11 protein-coding genes are annotated in these 16,408 nt (G+C 41.2%); 8 read left to right on the plus strand and 3 right to left on the minus strand.

Features of this window, described 5'->3' with window-relative positions; translation table 11 throughout:
• Nucleotides 1–14: 14 nt before the first annotated feature.
• The 6 genes from M2273_RS18775 to M2273_RS18800 all read left to right on the plus strand — a co-directional run bounded on the left by M2273_RS18775 (nt 15) and on the right by M2273_RS18800 (nt 10,349).
• Nucleotides 15–2,099, plus strand: coding sequence for a ferritin-like domain-containing protein (locus M2273_RS18775; protein WP_429399295.1), 2,085 nt, complete (start codon nt 15–17; stop codon nt 2,097–2,099).
• Between the two features lie 14 nt (nt 2,100–2,113).
• The gene (gene bufB, locus M2273_RS18780; protein WP_429399296.1) at nt 2,114–3,034 is read left to right on the plus strand and encodes an MNIO family bufferin maturase; all 921 of its coding nucleotides are present in this window, start codon (nt 2,114–2,116) and stop codon (nt 3,032–3,034) included.
• Nucleotides 3,027–3,884 (plus strand): DNA-binding domain-containing protein, encoded by an 858-nt coding sequence (locus M2273_RS18785; RefSeq protein ID WP_429399297.1) that lies wholly within the window; start codon nt 3,027–3,029, stop codon nt 3,882–3,884. Before bufB ends, M2273_RS18785 begins: the two co-directional genes overlap by 8 nt.
• A gap of 152 nt (nt 3,885–4,036) precedes the next feature.
• Nucleotides 4,037–4,915 (plus strand): subclass B3 metallo-beta-lactamase, encoded by an 879-nt coding sequence (gene bla, locus M2273_RS18790; protein ID WP_429399298.1) that lies wholly within the window; start codon nt 4,037–4,039, stop codon nt 4,913–4,915.
• Between the two features lie 526 nt (nt 4,916–5,441).
• Complete coding sequence (locus tag M2273_RS18795; protein WP_429399299.1) at nt 5,442–8,669, plus strand: SusC/RagA family TonB-linked outer membrane protein; 3,228 nt, start codon at nt 5,442–5,444, stop codon at nt 8,667–8,669.
• Between the two features lie 21 nt (nt 8,670–8,690).
• A complete protein-coding gene (locus M2273_RS18800; protein WP_429399300.1) occupies nt 8,691–10,349 on the plus strand; it encodes a hypothetical protein in 1,659 nt (552 codons plus the stop codon).
• A 101-nt stretch (nt 10,350–10,450) separates the two neighbouring features.
• Here M2273_RS18800 and M2273_RS18805 read toward each other — a convergent pair whose 3' ends face one another.
• The 3 genes from M2273_RS18805 to M2273_RS18815 form a co-directional block, all read right to left on the minus strand.
• On the minus strand, nt 10,451–11,788 hold the full coding sequence (locus M2273_RS18805; protein ID WP_429399301.1) for a TldD/PmbA family protein: 1,338 nt from the start codon (nt 11,786–11,788) through the stop codon (nt 10,451–10,453).
• 7 nt (nt 11,789–11,795) lie between these two features.
• Entirely contained in the window at nt 11,796–13,430 is a 1,635-nt protein-coding gene (locus tag M2273_RS18810; RefSeq protein WP_429399302.1) for a TldD/PmbA family protein, read from the minus strand.
• A 108-nt stretch (nt 13,431–13,538) separates the two neighbouring features.
• A complete protein-coding gene (locus tag M2273_RS18815; protein ID WP_429399303.1) occupies nt 13,539–14,165 on the minus strand; it encodes a DUF4159 domain-containing protein in 627 nt (208 codons plus the stop codon).
• 210 nt (nt 14,166–14,375) lie between these two features.
• Between M2273_RS18815 and M2273_RS18820 the strand changes: the two genes are divergently transcribed.
• Nucleotides 14,376–15,374, plus strand: coding sequence for an AAA family ATPase (locus M2273_RS18820; protein WP_429399304.1), 999 nt, complete (start codon nt 14,376–14,378; stop codon nt 15,372–15,374).
• 148 nt (nt 15,375–15,522) lie between these two features.
• A complete protein-coding gene (locus tag M2273_RS18825; RefSeq protein WP_429399305.1) occupies nt 15,523–16,398 on the plus strand; it encodes a DUF58 domain-containing protein in 876 nt (291 codons plus the stop codon).
• Nucleotides 16,399–16,408 lie beyond the last annotated feature (10 nt).

The raw sequence follows: 16,408 nt of genomic DNA on the forward strand, positions 1-16,408 counted from the left end.
TAAATACCTTAACCATGAAAAGTACCTTATTATTTACACATGATAACCGGCTGAAAGACCGGCCTGTTTCCTTTAAGGAGATAGATGAACAGGCGCTGCATGCCATAGTGCAAGCCGCTGTAAACGTTGAACTGTTTACTATTCCTTTGTACATGACCTCACTTTACTCCTTACAGGGAATGCATGAGATAAACAGTAAAGGAAACAATTTTTACGAAGGCCGTATCTGGCCGGGCATGGCGGCAACCGCCAAACCTCAAACGGCTAACGAGAAAGCGTTTAATGCTGTTTTTAGTGTTTTTGTAGCCGAAATGCTGCACCTGCAAATTATATCAAACCTGGCCAAAGTAATTGGTTACGATCCTAAATTTACCTGCGAGCCCTTGCAGGACGAAGAAACGTATGCCTGGAAATGTTATGGCGATGATAAAACCATATTGCCACATATTCTTGATTTTGAGGATTGCATTGCGCCATATAACCAGATAAAAGTTAAAACGGGAGCTATGAACGTGGAGCAGTTGCACTTATTTTTGGCTATTGAGCAAACCGAGAACGATGCCGAAAAAGTTCTTGACCCTGAAAAAATATCAAAATACAGCGAAAAAGCACCTTTTGACAACTGGAAACCCGGTACTGATTTGCCCTGGTTTGGATCAATAGGGAACATGTACCTGCAATTGTGGAACTATCTTTCTATAACCTATACAGATGGCACAACCCTTTGGGATATTGTTTTTGAAAAAGGAAAAGTTGGTAGTGACCCCGCTGTACAAAAAGAGATATTTAACCCCGAAAGGATGGAGCCGAAACCACATCCCGACCCGCTTGATCCCGGAGCTGACGAATACCCGGGTATAGCCACAAGTATTCAGAATACCGCATCGGAGGCAGCCCTGCTGGATACCATGAACATGATAAACGGCATTACCGACCAGGGGGAAGGCGGTGGTGTTATTAAAGAGATCCTGGATAGGATGAATAAAAGCAAAAGCGCCAATGAGCATATAAACCTTGATATTGTACAAGACCAGTTTAGGCCAAGCTGCCCGGTTTTACGCAACAAATATCCATCGTACACGGCCTCAGGTGCCGATGCGCCATCTGCCAAGGCCGATGCCCGTGATCAATTTGGAAAGATGGACCATTTTGAAACTTTTGCCTTTGTGCTTGGGCTGATAAAAGAGGGTGGCATAGTTACCTGGGATCAATGGCATGCACAGGGCAACTCCTGGACGGCTGAGTCATTACAAACAGCGGTTTATGATCCTGCGCATAACCCACAGTTACCTGCCTCTGCCGATATAGCAGGAGCTTTAAACAGGCTGAAACTAAATGATACCGCAGAGGGAGCCAATTTTGATTTATTCAGTCGCGCGTCAACAGGCGCTATTGCCGGTGTAACCAAGGTGCTGAATGATTATTTTAAGAATCCAAAAACCAAATTCCCTTACCCATCTATGGGTGGTTCGGGCGACAGGATGTCAATCTGCTGGGCTATTTTTGGCAAGGCACCCAATATTGGCTTAGGTATATCCCCGCCGCTCGATCCGCCTATAGATCGTACTGAACATTTATATCATGCCTGCCAGGGCATGAGCCTGGATGATACGCTGAAAGACGATCCTGGAAAATGCGCTACGACCGGGGTATATCATACCTGCAAAGGATCAAATGACTGCAAGACAGAAGGTGGTTGCGGTTTTGTGCAGACAACAAAGGGCGGCGGAATTTGTGGAGTATCACTTGCTGCCTTTTACAAAACGCAGCCAGGCTGGCCCGATGCTAATAACCTGCTTTTCAGTCCGCCGGCTGACAATGCCTGTAAGGCCTTAGGTGGTTGCGCGGTTCCAATATCGGCATCACAAATGTATCCCGAATTGAAAGAGGGCGATGAATATCGCATGCAGTTATATGATTTTGGCGACAAGCCCGGCTTTAGCCCAAAATCGTTCGACGTACTTGATTACGAAAAAGGCGAACTGGTTTATGATGTGGCCTGGAAAGCATATCGCGCGGTTTTAGAGAAAAGAGGGTTGCCAGTGCCCGAAAAACCAAAACCAAGCGATTTGCGTTTAGCATTTCCGCCATCAACCTAAAAAAACCATAACCCATGGATACCTATACTTTACCACGCCTTGGCCTTCCAAATTTGGGCCTTGGCGTGGGTTTACGTAACAAGCATTTTAATTACCTGCTGCATAACCCGGCCCAGGTGGATTGGTTCGAGATCATCAGCGAAAACTTTATGGATGATTTTGGCTTTGCCCGCCATGTGCTGATGCACGTACGCAAACAGGTGCCTGTGGTAATGCACGGGGTTTCGTTATCTGTTGGCAGTACCGATCCTATCAACTTTATATACCTTGAAAAGCTGAAGGCGCTGGCCGAAGCCATAGAGCCGGAATGGATCTCGGACCATTTATGCTGGACCGGTGTTGCTTATACCAATACGCACGATTTGCTGCCCATGCCTATGACCCAGGAAAGCCTTGCGCATGTTTGCGAACGGGTGATGCGGATACAGGATTATTTAAAAAGGCCGCTGGTATTGGAAAATCCATCAACTTACCTGCAATTTAAGGCATCAACCATTCCTGAGTGGGACTTTTTGTCGTCATTGGCCACTACAACCGGCTGTGGTTTATTGCTTGATGTAAACAATGTGTTTGTATCAGCAACAAACCATGACTTTGATGCCCCTCATTATATCAATAATTTGCCGCATCAGCATATTGTACAAATGCACATTGCCGGCCCAACAGATTGCGGCGATCTGCTGATAGATACCCATGACCAGCCCGTACCGACTGAAGTTTGGAAATTGTATACGCAGGCACAGCAATTAACCGGTGGTGTAAGCACGCTGTTGGAGTGGGATGCCAAAATACCCGATTACCCCGATTTGTTGCTTGAACTGTATAAAGCCCGCGAAGCTTTAAAAGGTAATATCCCCGTTCAGGGCGTTAATAAATCCGAACATCAGCCCGTATCAAATCCGGTTGATTTTCAATTACAGGCAGCAAATGGCTAAGGATCAAAAACTGGCATTATTGCAAAACTGGCTCAAAACCGTAGTGATGACGCCGGGCCACCTGCCTCAAAAACTGGGGCAGGCAAGGCATTTGTATGCGCTGAGTGAGATGGATGTGGTAGCCAACGAGGGGAAAGCGTCCGTTTATACCCGTTTAAATGTGTACAGCTCGGGGTATTTAATGCGCCTGTTGGATTGCATGTATGCTGATTATCCCATCAGCAAAAAATTTATGGGTGATGAAGTGTTTGACAGTTTTGCCAAAGCTTACCTGCTTTATCATCCGTCCACATCGTTCACGTTATATGATCTGGGCAAGGCTTTTCCTTTGTTTTTAGCTAAAACAAAGCCGCAGGGTATGGTTGGTGATGACCAGCAACTTCAGGATTTTATGGATCTCCCGGTAGCCTTAACCAAATTGGAAAGAGCCCGGCAGGAAGCCATACGTGCGCCAGGAACAGAAGATGATACTCAACGTGATCAAGGAATAAATATCCAGGATATTCTTTTCAATATCGTTAAAGTATCTGTTCCCGCTTGTTTGCAATTGCTGGAGCTGGAGTTTTCGATGATCCGTTTTTTTACAGCCGTTTACCGGGGTGAGGATTATGAATTGCCATCGCCGCAGAAAACTTTTTTGGCCGTAAGTCGCAAAAATTATAAGGTAACCATGACCGAACTCACCGAAACGCAATACATTTTGCTCACGGTATGCCAAACAGAAGATAACCTTTACGATGCTATAACTACTACCGCATCACTTTGTAAAGTGTCTGCATCAATACTTTTAGCCGACGTGTATCTCTGGATACCACTATTTCAGAAAAACGGATTAGTGGCTTGGAGTTAAATGGCTCCTATTATCACCGTTATGATCTCGAAAAAGTTATAGTAAATGTTTGAGCTTTTACCAAAAAGTGGTTGGTTGAGGTAACAAAGTATTCAAAATAATAAGATAGCCAATAATTTAATTAAAGCATATATTAGCTATTATTTACCTATATGCTTAAATACGCACTTAAAAAGACAGCGCTGTTGATTAGCCTGTCATTCGTTAGTTTTCTGGCATCTGCTCAAAAAGTAGCCGAGCCTCAAAACACATCTCCCGAATGGTCTAAACCTTATCAGTCATTTCAAATTGCAGGTAACCTATACTATGTAGGCACCTATGACCTGGCCTGCTACCTCATAGTTACACCGCAGGGAAACATACTCATCAATACCGGGCTTGCTGCATCGGCGCCCAAGATCAAAGCCAATATAGAAGCCTTAGGTTTTAAACTTACTGATACCAAAATTCTGTTAACAACGCAAGCTCATTTTGACCATATGGGTGCAATGGCAACCATAAAAAAATTAACGGGTGCCAAAATGATGGTGGATGAAAAAGATGCAGGTATAATGGCCGATGGCGGCAGTTCGGATTACGCCTTAGGGGGTAACGGCAGCACATATAAAGCGGTTAAGGCTGATCGCTTATTGCACAATGGCGATACGATAAAGTTAGGCAACATGCGCCTTGTTATGCTTCACCATCCCGGCCATACCAAAGGTTCCTGCAGCTTTCTGTTTGATGTAAAAGATGAACACAGGTCATATAGGGTACTCATAGCTAACATGCCTACCATAGTTACAGAAAAAAGTTTTTCAGCCATACCTGCATACCCTGATATCGCCAAAGATTATGCATACACGTTAGATGCTATGAAAAAACTAACATTCGATATCTGGCTTTCTTCACATGCCAGCCAGTTTGGGCTTCATACCAAACACAAGCCAGGTGATGCTTATAACCCGGCTGCCTTTATAGATAGAAAAGGATATGACGCGGAAATTAACGATTTGCAAAATCAATTTTCGAAGAAGGTTGAAGGCAAATAGCGCTAACAAGCAAATTTACAACCTATCTTCTATTAAAAATAAAAATTTTCTGCTGGAAGACATTAATTGAAAGTTTTTGAGAGCTATTAATCTATTTAATTTAAAAATAATTGGATAAAATCAATTTATCGAGCAATTTTTTATTCTTACTTTCTTTTATTTACTCCTGTTTAAACTTTAATTTAAGTTTTAAGTAAATAAAATAGATATTTTTAAATGTGATTTATCGATTTATCTGATTTGTTAAAAAAATAAAAGCCAAAACTTAAATTTTATAGTAATATGTGAAATTTATTGCATTTTTTTTGTCATAAATAGACTTTTTTTCTTCTTGCGTAAAGATATTTTATAATTTATATTGATTAATTAATAAAAATACATGAGTGTAATTGAAAAAAATGAATAATTGACTGAAAATAAGTGCGACTTTTTAATAAAATACTAAAAAGATAGTAATTGTTTGTAAGGTAAATGCTACAAATTATATTGTGGGTGTTTAATTATTAACTAATAGCTGATCTTAAGTATGAAAAAAAGTTTCCTCAAAAACTTGATTGGGATTCTATTGGCCTTATTTTGCCAATATACTTACGCCCAAAATCGAACCATTACTGGTACTGTAATCGCAAAAGATGATGGCTTACCTATTCCCGGGGTAAGCGTCAGCGTAAAGGGTTTACAAATAGGTACCCAAACCTCAGGTTCAGGTAAGTATTCTTTAAGTGTACCAGCAAAGGGAACCACGCTGGTATTCTCGTTTATTGGTTTTTCTAAAGTCGAAGTTCCTATTGAAAACAAAAGTGTAATTAATGTTTCAATGGGTTCTGATTTTAAGCAATTAAATGAAGTGGTGGTAACAGGTTCGGGTGTGGCAACCAGTAAGGCCAAATTGGCCATAGCGGTAGAGTCTATAGCTGGTAAAAACCTGGCATCAACCCCGCAAGCCTCTATTGATCAGGCGTTGGTTGGGAAAATTGCCGGCGCGCAAATTTCCTCTACAGATGGAACACCTGGCGCCCGTACCAACATCATTCTTCGTGGTATCAATACGGTACAGGGAAGCACATCTCCAATGATTCTGTTAGATGGGGTTGAATCCAGGTCGACTGATATCAGCTTGCTTGATCAGTCAAGTATTGATCATATTGAGGTTGTACAGGGTGCGGCGGCATCTACCATTTATGGTGCCCAGGGAGCTAATGGTGTAATCCAGATATTTACTAAAAAGGGGCAAGGGAAAGTTAAAATAGACGTTTCCAGCAGTGTTTCGGCAAGTAATTACATCAACAACGGCAATGTACACCAGGCAAAGCTCAGCAGTTTTAAGACGGATGCAGCGGGCAATTTTATAGACGACAGCGGCAACATCATTAAACTTGACGAAGATGGTACCTATCCCGGTATTACATGGGCATTTCCTTCTGGTAATGGAAACCCAACTGCAATGTCAAATCCATTAAACGTTGCGCGTCAGCAATATGGCACCAACCTTAAATATTATGATCACCTTAAACAATTATTCCAAACTGCCTATACCCGGAGTAATAGTATCTCAGTGTCTGGCGGATCGGATAAAAGTGATTATGCTTTAAATATTTCTAACAATCACCAGCAAAGTAATATTGTTAGAAATGGGTATAATGACCGAACCAATTTAACCGCAAACATTGGCACAGAATTATTTAAAGGCTTTACATTAAGGTCAATAACGCAGTTGATATACACCAAAAATACGCTAAACCCATCTTTCGGCACAGGCGGTAATGCTATATTCAACGCGTTAAATGCTTCACCTTTTTATGATTTCAATCAAAAATTACCCGATGGAAATTATCCTTACTCCTTAAATTCAGGTACGGTGAGCGTTAATGGTAATAACCCGTTTTATAATTTACAATATGCAAGTAAAAAAGATAATCGGGTAGACATCATTGAGAACATACAAGCCGATTACAAGATCAATAAGTTTATTGAGCTGAGCGCGAAATATGGGATAAACTATACCCATCAGGATATCAATTACATTTATCAAAATCAATCGGGTAACGCAAACTCTAATGACCTGGAATCATGGGTTTCTTTAAATAACAACAGTGATAATACCGGTGAGGTTGATAAACAAAGTAACAATACAACTTTTCAGAATTTTAATGGATCGGCAACGATCAGAACTGACTTTGAAAAAGATTTTGACTTAAATGTTCCTATAACAACCAGTACATTATTACAGTATGATTATAGGAAAAACAATCTTAATCAGTTCCAAACTTACGGATATAGCCTGCCCAGCTACCCAATTTACAACTTTATTCAAACCAAAACGCAACAGGTGCTGCAGGATTATACTGAGCCCTTTGTAACCTACGGTTATGTAGTTAACCAAAAAATTGATATTGGTGAATATGGTGGTATTGGCGGTGGTTTCAGGAGCGATTATTCATCTGCCTTTGGTCAGGGTTCAAAACCATTCACATTTCCCAATGCCAACGCCTATATCAGGCCGTCATCGTTTGATTTCTGGAAAAACGGCAGCCTGGGCAACAGGATACCTGAATTTAAATTAAGGGCGGCTTTTGGTAAAGCAGGGATACAGCCTAAACCTTTTGACAGATACCTCACTTTAGACCCTAAAAATGTGGGCAGCTCATTAACATTTGCCTTGCTAAATGCCCAAAAAAATCCGAACCTGAATGTGGAAGTATCAAGGGAGTTGGAGATAGGTACAGATATTGGGATCAAGGGATTTAACGGCAACTGGTTAAGCGATATTAATTTAAGCGTAACTTACTGGAACCGTAAAGGTACCAACTCCATTTTTGATGTTAGTATAGCGCCATCTACAGGTCCGCTAACGTTAAAAACAAATGCTATTGATCTGTCGTCAAATGGTATCCAGGCATCGCTAAATATCAGCGTGTTGAAAGCAAAAGATTTTAACTGGAATGTAACTACCAACTTTAGTCACCAAACATCAAAAATTGATAAAGTAGACGGGCCAGGGATCATTTTAACGTCGGCAGCCGGAAGCACACAGGAGGTTTTGATTGCAGGATCAAAAATTGGTCAGATTTATGGTTATAAAGCACTGACAAGTCTTGACCAGAAAAACCTGGAAGGCGTTCCATATATCCAACCGGCAGATTATGGAAAATATGAAATAGTTGATGGCAGGGTAGTAGATAAAACTACCAAAGGGGTACAGTTTACCAATGAAGTATATTCATTAGGTGATCCAAACCCTAAATTCAACATGTCATTTATTAATAGCTTTAATTACAAACACCTTTCATTTGGTTTCCAGTTTGACTGGGTTCATGGCAGTCATTTATACAACCAAACCAAAGAGTGGATGTACCGTGATGGCATAAGCAGCGATTATGATAAACCGGTAACTATCGACGGCCAAACAGCGGCCTATACAGCCTATTACCGAAGCATATATGCAGATTATTTTGGAGCAAGGAATGGTCCGGCAAGAAATGGAACTAAGGACTATTTTTATGAAGATGCATCTTTCGTCAGATTGAGAAACCTTTCTGTAGGATATGATTTTACGTCGTTAATAGCTAACAAAGTCTTTAAAAGGGTATTGTTAACATTTGCCGCCCGTAATATTTTAACCTTCACCAAATACACCGGATTTGATCCTGAAGTTAGTTCAGGTACATCAAACTCTGCATATGACCGGGGAGTTGACAACAGTTCAACACCTAACAGTAAATCATATCAATTAGGATTAAGCCTTGGATTTTAATTGACCCTTAAATTAAAAAACATGAAAAAATATAAATATTTATCAATTTGTTTTGCAGCGATCATCCTGATAGGTGCATCATCCTGCAAGAAAGAGCTGGATGTGAAAAATCCTAACTCTCCAACATTGGAACAAGCCAAGGACGAACCGGGGATAATTTCGTTATCAACCGCAGCTGTTTATCTCAGTGGTTTTAATGGAAATAATCCTACCATTATTGCTAACCAAAATTGGCTTGGCGATAGTTACTTTTCATTAGGTATTGGTTTCCATGAGTTATTAGGTGATAATATATCGGCCGAGGCATCTAACCAAAACATCAATGTGGTTAATCTGCCTGATTATGTAGTATTAGATGACGGCACAAAAATTACCAATACATCACCCTCCAAAAGTGTAATAAGGATAAGTAATGCCCGTGATAAAAAGCCCGCCAATATGTTTTATTACGAGTGGGCCTATATGTATTCCTTGAACAATGCCTGTAACCAGGTATTATCATTGGTTGAGGCTGTAAAATTTACTGGTGATGCGGCAACCAAAAAGAACACCATAAAAGCATGGGCCTATTGGTGGAAAGGCTTTGCCTATTCAAAAATCGGATCAATTTATTACGCCGGTATCATTGATAATACTGTAGGGATAGGTAATAGTTCCGCCCTGGTATCAACTTATGTTACAAGCGCGGCCATGATAACGGAGGCAAATAGAAACTTTGATGAGGCAAGCACATTATTAAGTGGTATTACAAATACTTCGGACTACAGTACAGTTTTAGGTAAATTATTGCCCGATTTTGTACAAACAGGCAAGGGTGGTATACTTACCCCGGATATGTGGATCCGTAATATTAATACGATGAAAGCCCGCAATTTATTGGCCAACAAAAGAGTAAGCGTAATGACCGCTACCGACTGGAATGCGGTTTTAACATTGGCTAATGCCGGTATTAAATCAAGTGATTTTGTATTCACAGGTCGTACAACAGGTACAAACGGATTTTTCTCTGCGGGTGGCGGATCAGTTGCGGCCATGACAACCGGCTTGCCTAAATCAAGCACTTTTAAAGTTAGCGAAAGGTTAATTCAGGAATATGAACCAGGCGATAAAAGGCTTGCTGTTAATTTTTCTACAAACAAGTACATTAACCAGGTTGGGGGATTTACTTTTAGCACCAGGTGGCAATTATTAGATGCTAATGGTGTTGATAAAGGTGGAGTAGCGGTTCTTAGTGATAAAATTCCGGGTAATTATGAGTTATTTATAGCTGGCAGTTACGAAGAAAATGAGCTCATGAAAGCTGAAGCTTTAATAAACACAGGTAATATAGCAGCAGGTTTATTGAGTATTAACAATGTTAGAACTTACCAGGGGGCCGGATTGCCTGCTTTAAGTGGATCATTAAGCTTAACAGCTGCCAAAGAAGAATTAAGAAGAGAGCGGCGGGTTGCCTTAGTGTTTAGAGGTGTTGCCTTCTATGATGCAAGGCGATTAGGGATTACCGATGACATATCTAAAGGCGGTGGACGTACAAATGCCGTGGTTCTTGGAGCCGACGGAGTTTTAAGTACTCACGCAACTATTAATTACAATTTCCTTGACTACTGGGATGTGCCGGCAGATGAGTTTGTTATCAATCCTCCTGCAGCAGGAAGCGCTCCAATCAAAAACCCCAATTGATTTGTTTCGTTCTTTATAATTTCAGTTAATACTGTTAGGGCCGTGCAAACAAATAGCACGGCCCTTTTTAAATATAAATTTTACACCATGTGATTGATGTTCTACACCGCATCTGATAGTGAAGTAAATGTAAAATCACGTATCCTCATAGGCGGTATTAATGCATTTTGAAATGATTCGCCGCTAACTGTGCGCTCTGGCTTTCCTAATGCATCCAGGTTGTTTAGCATAATTACCGGGCTCTCATTAAACCTGAAGTTTTTTATCGGGAATTTAATTTGTCCGTTTTCAATGTAAAAAGTACCATCGCGGGTAAGCCCTGTAAACAGCAGCGTTTGTGGGTCAACAGAACGGATGTACCAAAGTCGGGTAACCAATATCCCTTTTTCAGTTTCTTTGATGAGCTCTTCAAGGGTAGCATTGCCACCATCCATAATAATACTATCAGGGCTTGGTATTTGTTTTACACCCTTTTTTTGGGCCCAATAACGCGAATAGGTAAAGTTTTTGATCACACCTTTTTCAATCCAGCTTCTTTTTTCCTGCGGACTGCCGTCGCTTGTCCAGCTACTGGTTGGCAGATCGGGGTGGGATGGGTCAGAATAAATATTAACCCTTTCATCAACCATTTTTTCGCCCAGCTTGGTTTTCCCATCGGGTTTGCTTAAAAAGCTGCGGCCTTCATCAGCGCTGCGCGCATCAAGGCCGCCGTACAACTGTTCAAGCAGTACTATACCCGCGGCAGGCTCTAAAATTACGGTATACTTGCCGGGCTCAATGGCTTTAGCGCCTTTTGATCCAGCTGCTTTTTGAGCTGCTATTTTGGTAAATGCAAGCGTATCCAGTTTGCTTACGTCATTAAAACCTTTGGTAGAATAACCAGAACCCAGCCCGTCATCGGTGCGCAGCGTTACCGAAAAATTCACATCTGTTGAGGTATTATAGGCAAAAAGTCCGTGCGAGTTCATCATAGATGAAAACCTGGCGCTATTTTGCAAAAAGCCTGCTGCGGTAAGTTTATTGTCTTTAGCTATTTTTAAACTTTGCTCAACCATAGTTGTACGCTGGTTGGGAGTTATCGCGGCAGTTTCAGGTACAAATGTTTTTGACGGCGGGGCATAAGTTTGCGGGCCTAAAAACGGAACAAATTCCGGGTTTTCGGGTGCAAGCTGTGCCAGTTCCTCTGAAAGGCGTACGGCTTTTTCTATTGATGCATCATCGTATTCATTAGTGGTGGTAACGCCCAGTTTTTTACCAAATGCCGAAGAAATAACCAGGCTGGTTTGGCTTAAAACCCCGCTGGTTGAAACCGTATTACGGGCATAACGTATATTTCCGGAATCTGACCCGGTAAAATTAATTTCACATTCGTCGGCTTTTGAATAGCTGAGCGCCTTTTTTAAAATTGCCCGGCAATCATCTTCGCTTAATATGGCCATAATATTTTTAAATTTTTCTTGCTGTATTAATTACATTAACTCCTTTAAAATGCGCGGTTGACGAACCATGAGACACAGCGCTTGACTGCGCTGGTTGCCCTTTGCCATCAAAAAATGATCCGCCTAAACGGTAATCACTTTGATCGCATACCGCGGCGCAGGAGTTCCAAAACTCCTGTGTATTTGATTGGTAGGCCACATCATTAAGCATACCCACAATTTTGCCATTCTTTATCTCGTAATAAAGTTGTCCGCTAAACTGAAAGTTATAACGCTGCTGATCAATAGAGAATGAGCTATCACCAATAATATAAATGCCTTTTTCTACATTTTTGATCATATCTGCAGGCGATAATGGACTTTTGCCTGGTTGAAGAGAAATATTAGGCATCCGCTGAAATTGTACATCCTGCCAGCTTTGAGCATAGCAACATCCCTGCGATTCTTTTAAGCCGATAATATGGGCCTGATCACGAATGGTTTGGTAATTAACCAATGTACCATCCTTAATAATATCCCATTTTTTGGCCTCTACGCCTTCATCATCATAGCCCACCGCACCTAATGATCCCGGTTGGGTTTTATCGGCTACAATGTTTACATTTTTACTGCCGAAATTAAACTTGCCTGATTTCCATTTATCCAATGTGAGGAAACTGGTACCGGCAAAGTTAGCCTCATAGCCCAAAACGCGGTCAAGCTCTGTTGGGTGACCAACAGATTCATGTATAGTTAACCATAAATGTGAAGGATCAAGAACAAGATCATACTTGCCTGCTTCAACTGATTTTGCCTTAAGCTTTTGCTCTGCCTGGGTGGCAGCGGCCCGGGCATCTTCCAGCATATCATACCGATCACGATAAAGCGTTGCAACCCCTTTTATTTTATCACTTTCGCGTGGTATAAGGTATTCGTACCCCATGCCGCGTGGTGCGCTCAGGGATTGCCTTGTTTCAAACTTTCCAGTTTTTGAATCAATTTTAGTTACCTCGAACAATGGCCATATGCGGTGTATATCCTGGTCAATGTATGAACCATCTGTTGATGCAAAATACTTTTGCTCGTTTACTAAAAACAGAATAGAATTTACATAATTAGCCCCGCCTTTCATCGCGGCATCATTTACTGAGAGTAATAGATCTGTTTTATCTTTTATCGGAACTTCGAACGCGTTTTTTTCAATCGGTGTTTTCCAGCTTACTTCACCGAAGCCCTTTTGTGCCACCAGCTGAACCGGATCTGTTTGGATCCGTGCATTCTCTTTAGCAATAGCTACGGCAAGTTCGGCTGCTTTGGCAATACTATCGTTATCTAATTTATCAGTTGCGGCAAAACCCCAGCAACCATTAGCAATAACGCGGATACCCATACCGTATGATTGGGTATCAACAATGTTTTGTACTTTGTTTTCGCGGGTTACTACAAACTGATTTAAGTAACGGCCTATGCGCACATCGGTATAAGTAGCTCCCTTTGAACGGGCAGCATTTAATACCACATCGGCCATTTTCTTTTTTAAGGCAACGTCAACCGGTTGCAGGTTTGTGCCCGGTGTAATGGGTGAGCCAAAAACTGGTATCCTGCTTAGCATGGATGCACTGATGCCCATTCCGGTGAGGTAGAGGAAGTCTTTTCTTTTCAAGCTGTTAAGTATTATTTCCTAAATATAATAAGTACAGCTTTCAATTTATAGTAAGGGCAAAAATATAGTTGATTGTTTGCTAAAAATCACCCTAAAAGGGTGACTCCATCAGGAATTAAGGGCGTATATAATAATATTAACACCAAACTTGGTATTATCTTCGGCCAGGAAGCGCTTATTCCTGAAATCGTAATCCCATTCGCAGCCATAATCTTTGCTGCTGTATAAAACGCCAATGCGGCCATTAATTTCAATGGCTTTAAGGTAATCATGTACAAGATCATCGCCCCAGCCGTTTAGTTCAAAGCTGGTTGTGGGCGGCCCCTTGTCAAAGGAAAAAAAAGAGTGGTATATTTTGTGGTTATTAGGGATCTTTTTTAGTGCGGTTGGTCCAAAAAGCGAAGCCATCTGCGCTTCGAACGATTTGGCAAACAGCCCGTCAATATCGTGGTTGCAGTCATCGGCAAAAACAAAGCCCCCGTTTTCTATATATTTTTTAAAGTTGGCTCTTTCCTTAGTATCAAACTGAACCAGTTTATGCCCGCTCATATAACAAAAAGGCGCCGAAAATATATCATCACTGCTTAAGGGGATAACTTTTTCCTGCTGCTCAATGGGGATGGTTGTATATTCAAGCAGGGAGTTAAGCAGATTTGATGGCATACGCTGATCGGTATCCCAATCGCCTGAGTGGTAACTTAACCTGGTAAATGTAAATTTTCCGTTAAAAGCCATCCTTGTTTAAAAACCTTAAAAGTAGTACAATATTTTATGCTGAAATCACTTTTGTTTGCGCAGCTTGTAATTTTTTGGATACTTTATTTAATTTTTAATAAAAAACTATGGTATTTAGTTAAAAGGGTAATATATTGTGAGTGTACATAATTAAGTAATAAGTTTACTCTTTGTTGCTTGAATGTTATGGTCAAATTAAATTATTAAAAATTGGAACTTACCGAAAATAACGTAAAAGCCTTGCTGGGCAAATTACCGCAGTTAAAAAGCGAGATACAAAAAGTAATTGTAGGTCAGGATGCCATTTTGGACGAATTGCTGGTTGCTTTTTTGGCTGGTGGGCACTGTTTACTGGAGGGGGTGCCGGGATTGGCCAAAACACTGATCGTTAAAACAATGTCGCAAGCCCTGCATTTATCGTTCAGGCGCATACAGTTTACCCCCGACCTGATGCCAACTGATATTATAGGCACCGAAATACTGGAGGAAGACCATGCTACAGGAAAGCGTTTCTTTAAATTTAATAAAGGGCCCTTGTTTGCCAATATTATACTGGCCGATGAAATTAACCGTACACCTCCAAAAACCCAGGCTGCCTTACTGGAAGCCATGCAGGAGTTTGAGGTAACCTACGGTGGACAAACATATCCTTTGGATAAGCCGTTTTTTATCCTGGCAACACAAAATCCCATTGAACAGGCCGGTACATATCCCTTGCCTGAGGCCCAGTTAGACAGGTTTTTACTGCTGATAAAAATAGGGTACCCAACCGAGCAGGAAGAATTTGAAGTGTTAAACCGTACAACCGGCATAAAAAAAGCTGATGTTAAGCCTGTAATTACCGCCGATGAAATTATACAAGCCCAGGCACTGGTTCGGCAGGTAACTATAAGCGAGGATCTGGTAAAATATGTAAGCCAGCTGATCAGAGCCACCCGTCCGGATACTACTTCGGTGAGTTATATTAAAGAATGGGTACGCTGGGGCGCAGGACCGCGGGCAGGGCAGGCCCTGATATTAACAGCCAAGGCCCGTGCTTTACTGAAAGGCAGGTATTCGGTTTTAACAGAAGATATACATGCTATGGCCCCCGCGGTTTTAAGGCACCGCATACTGATGAACTTTAAGGCCGAGGCAGAAGGCATAACATCGGACAAGGTGACCGCCGAATTAATAAAGGTAGTAGAGCGAACGAAAGCTCTTGTCTGAATAATGTCTGAACCGGGATTTATGGGATTAAGGGATTAATAGGATTTCTTTTATCTGCAACTTTAAAAAGTCAAGGTAATCCCATAAATCCCGGTTCAGACAAATAAATAAATCCGAAATCCCAATTCCCAAATCCGACATCAAAAATATGCTTGACCCTAAAGTATTAATGACCATTAAAGATTTGCCTTTACTCGCCAAAACGGTGATTGATGGTTTTATGAATGGTTTTAATAAAAGTAAGGTAAAAGGACCGGGTCTTGAATTTAGTCAGTACCGAAGTTATCAGCCTGGCGATGATCTCAGGTGGTTGGATTGGCGCATGTTTGCCCGATCTGACAGGTATTATATCCGTGAATCAGAAATTGAGACGAGTATTTCAGTAAGGTTTCTGGTTGATGCAAGCGCTTCCATGAATCATGATGATAACGGTATTAAAAAGATAGATTATGCCCGTTTTCTTGCCGCGTCACTGGCCTGGCTATCCAATTTGCAGGGCGATTCTGTGGGATTATATGTTTTTCAGGATGGTGGTTTATTTTCGCTGGCATCCAAACCCGATCCGCAGCATTTACAACGACTCTTATACCATTTACAGCAGATAAATCCGGCAGGTACTTTTACTAAACCTGTGCACTATAAAGAATTGTTTGCAGGTACTGGCCGCAAGGAGCTTTTGGTATTTATAACAGATATGTATCAGGCCGAAGGGGAGATCAACAGGTTGCTTGATTCATTATCAGCCTTAAAACATGAAGTAGTAGTTTTTCATCTGATGGGTAAAAACGAACTTGATTTTGATTTTGGTGACTATTCAACACTGGAAGATCTTGAAACCGGCGAAACTATGGAAGTTAATACCAATGAGGCTGCCACATATAACCAAAAACTAAAGGATCACCTGGAGAACATCAGAATGCAGCTATTAGGGAAGCATGTTTTTTATCGGATGATAAGCACATCCCAGCCACTGGACGAGGCCTTACGCGATTTTTTGGTACAGAGAAATAAAGGTAAGTTTTAACCATAACTCA

The sequence above is a fragment of the Mucilaginibacter lappiensis genome, from assembly GCF_050433765.1.
Lineage (GTDB): Bacteria > Bacteroidota > Bacteroidia > Sphingobacteriales > Sphingobacteriaceae > Mucilaginibacter > Mucilaginibacter lappiensis_A.

What these genes read in the sequence shown, in the direction of transcription:
- M2273_RS18805 (WP_429399301.1), bottom strand. Translation starts at nt 11,788, where the DNA reads ATGGCCATATTAAGCGAAGATGATTGCCGGGCAATTTTAAAAAAGGCG.
- M2273_RS18825 (WP_429399305.1), top strand. Translation starts at nt 15,523, where the DNA reads ATGCTTGACCCTAAAGTATTAATGACCATTAAAGATTTGCCTTTACTC.
- M2273_RS18815 (WP_429399303.1), bottom strand. Translation starts at nt 14,165, where the DNA reads ATGGCTTTTAACGGAAAATTTACATTTACCAGGTTAAGTTACCACTCA.
- M2273_RS18785 (WP_429399297.1), top strand. Translation starts at nt 3,027, where the DNA reads ATGGCTAAGGATCAAAAACTGGCATTATTGCAAAACTGGCTCAAAACC.
- bla (WP_429399298.1), top strand. Translation starts at nt 4,037, where the DNA reads ATGCTTAAATACGCACTTAAAAAGACAGCGCTGTTGATTAGCCTGTCA.
- M2273_RS18800 (WP_429399300.1), top strand. Translation starts at nt 8,691, where the DNA reads ATGAAAAAATATAAATATTTATCAATTTGTTTTGCAGCGATCATCCTG.
- M2273_RS18775 (WP_429399295.1), top strand. Translation starts at nt 15, where the DNA reads ATGAAAAGTACCTTATTATTTACACATGATAACCGGCTGAAAGACCGG.
- bufB (WP_429399296.1), top strand. Translation starts at nt 2,114, where the DNA reads ATGGATACCTATACTTTACCACGCCTTGGCCTTCCAAATTTGGGCCTT.
- M2273_RS18795 (WP_429399299.1), top strand. Translation starts at nt 5,442, where the DNA reads ATGAAAAAAAGTTTCCTCAAAAACTTGATTGGGATTCTATTGGCCTTA.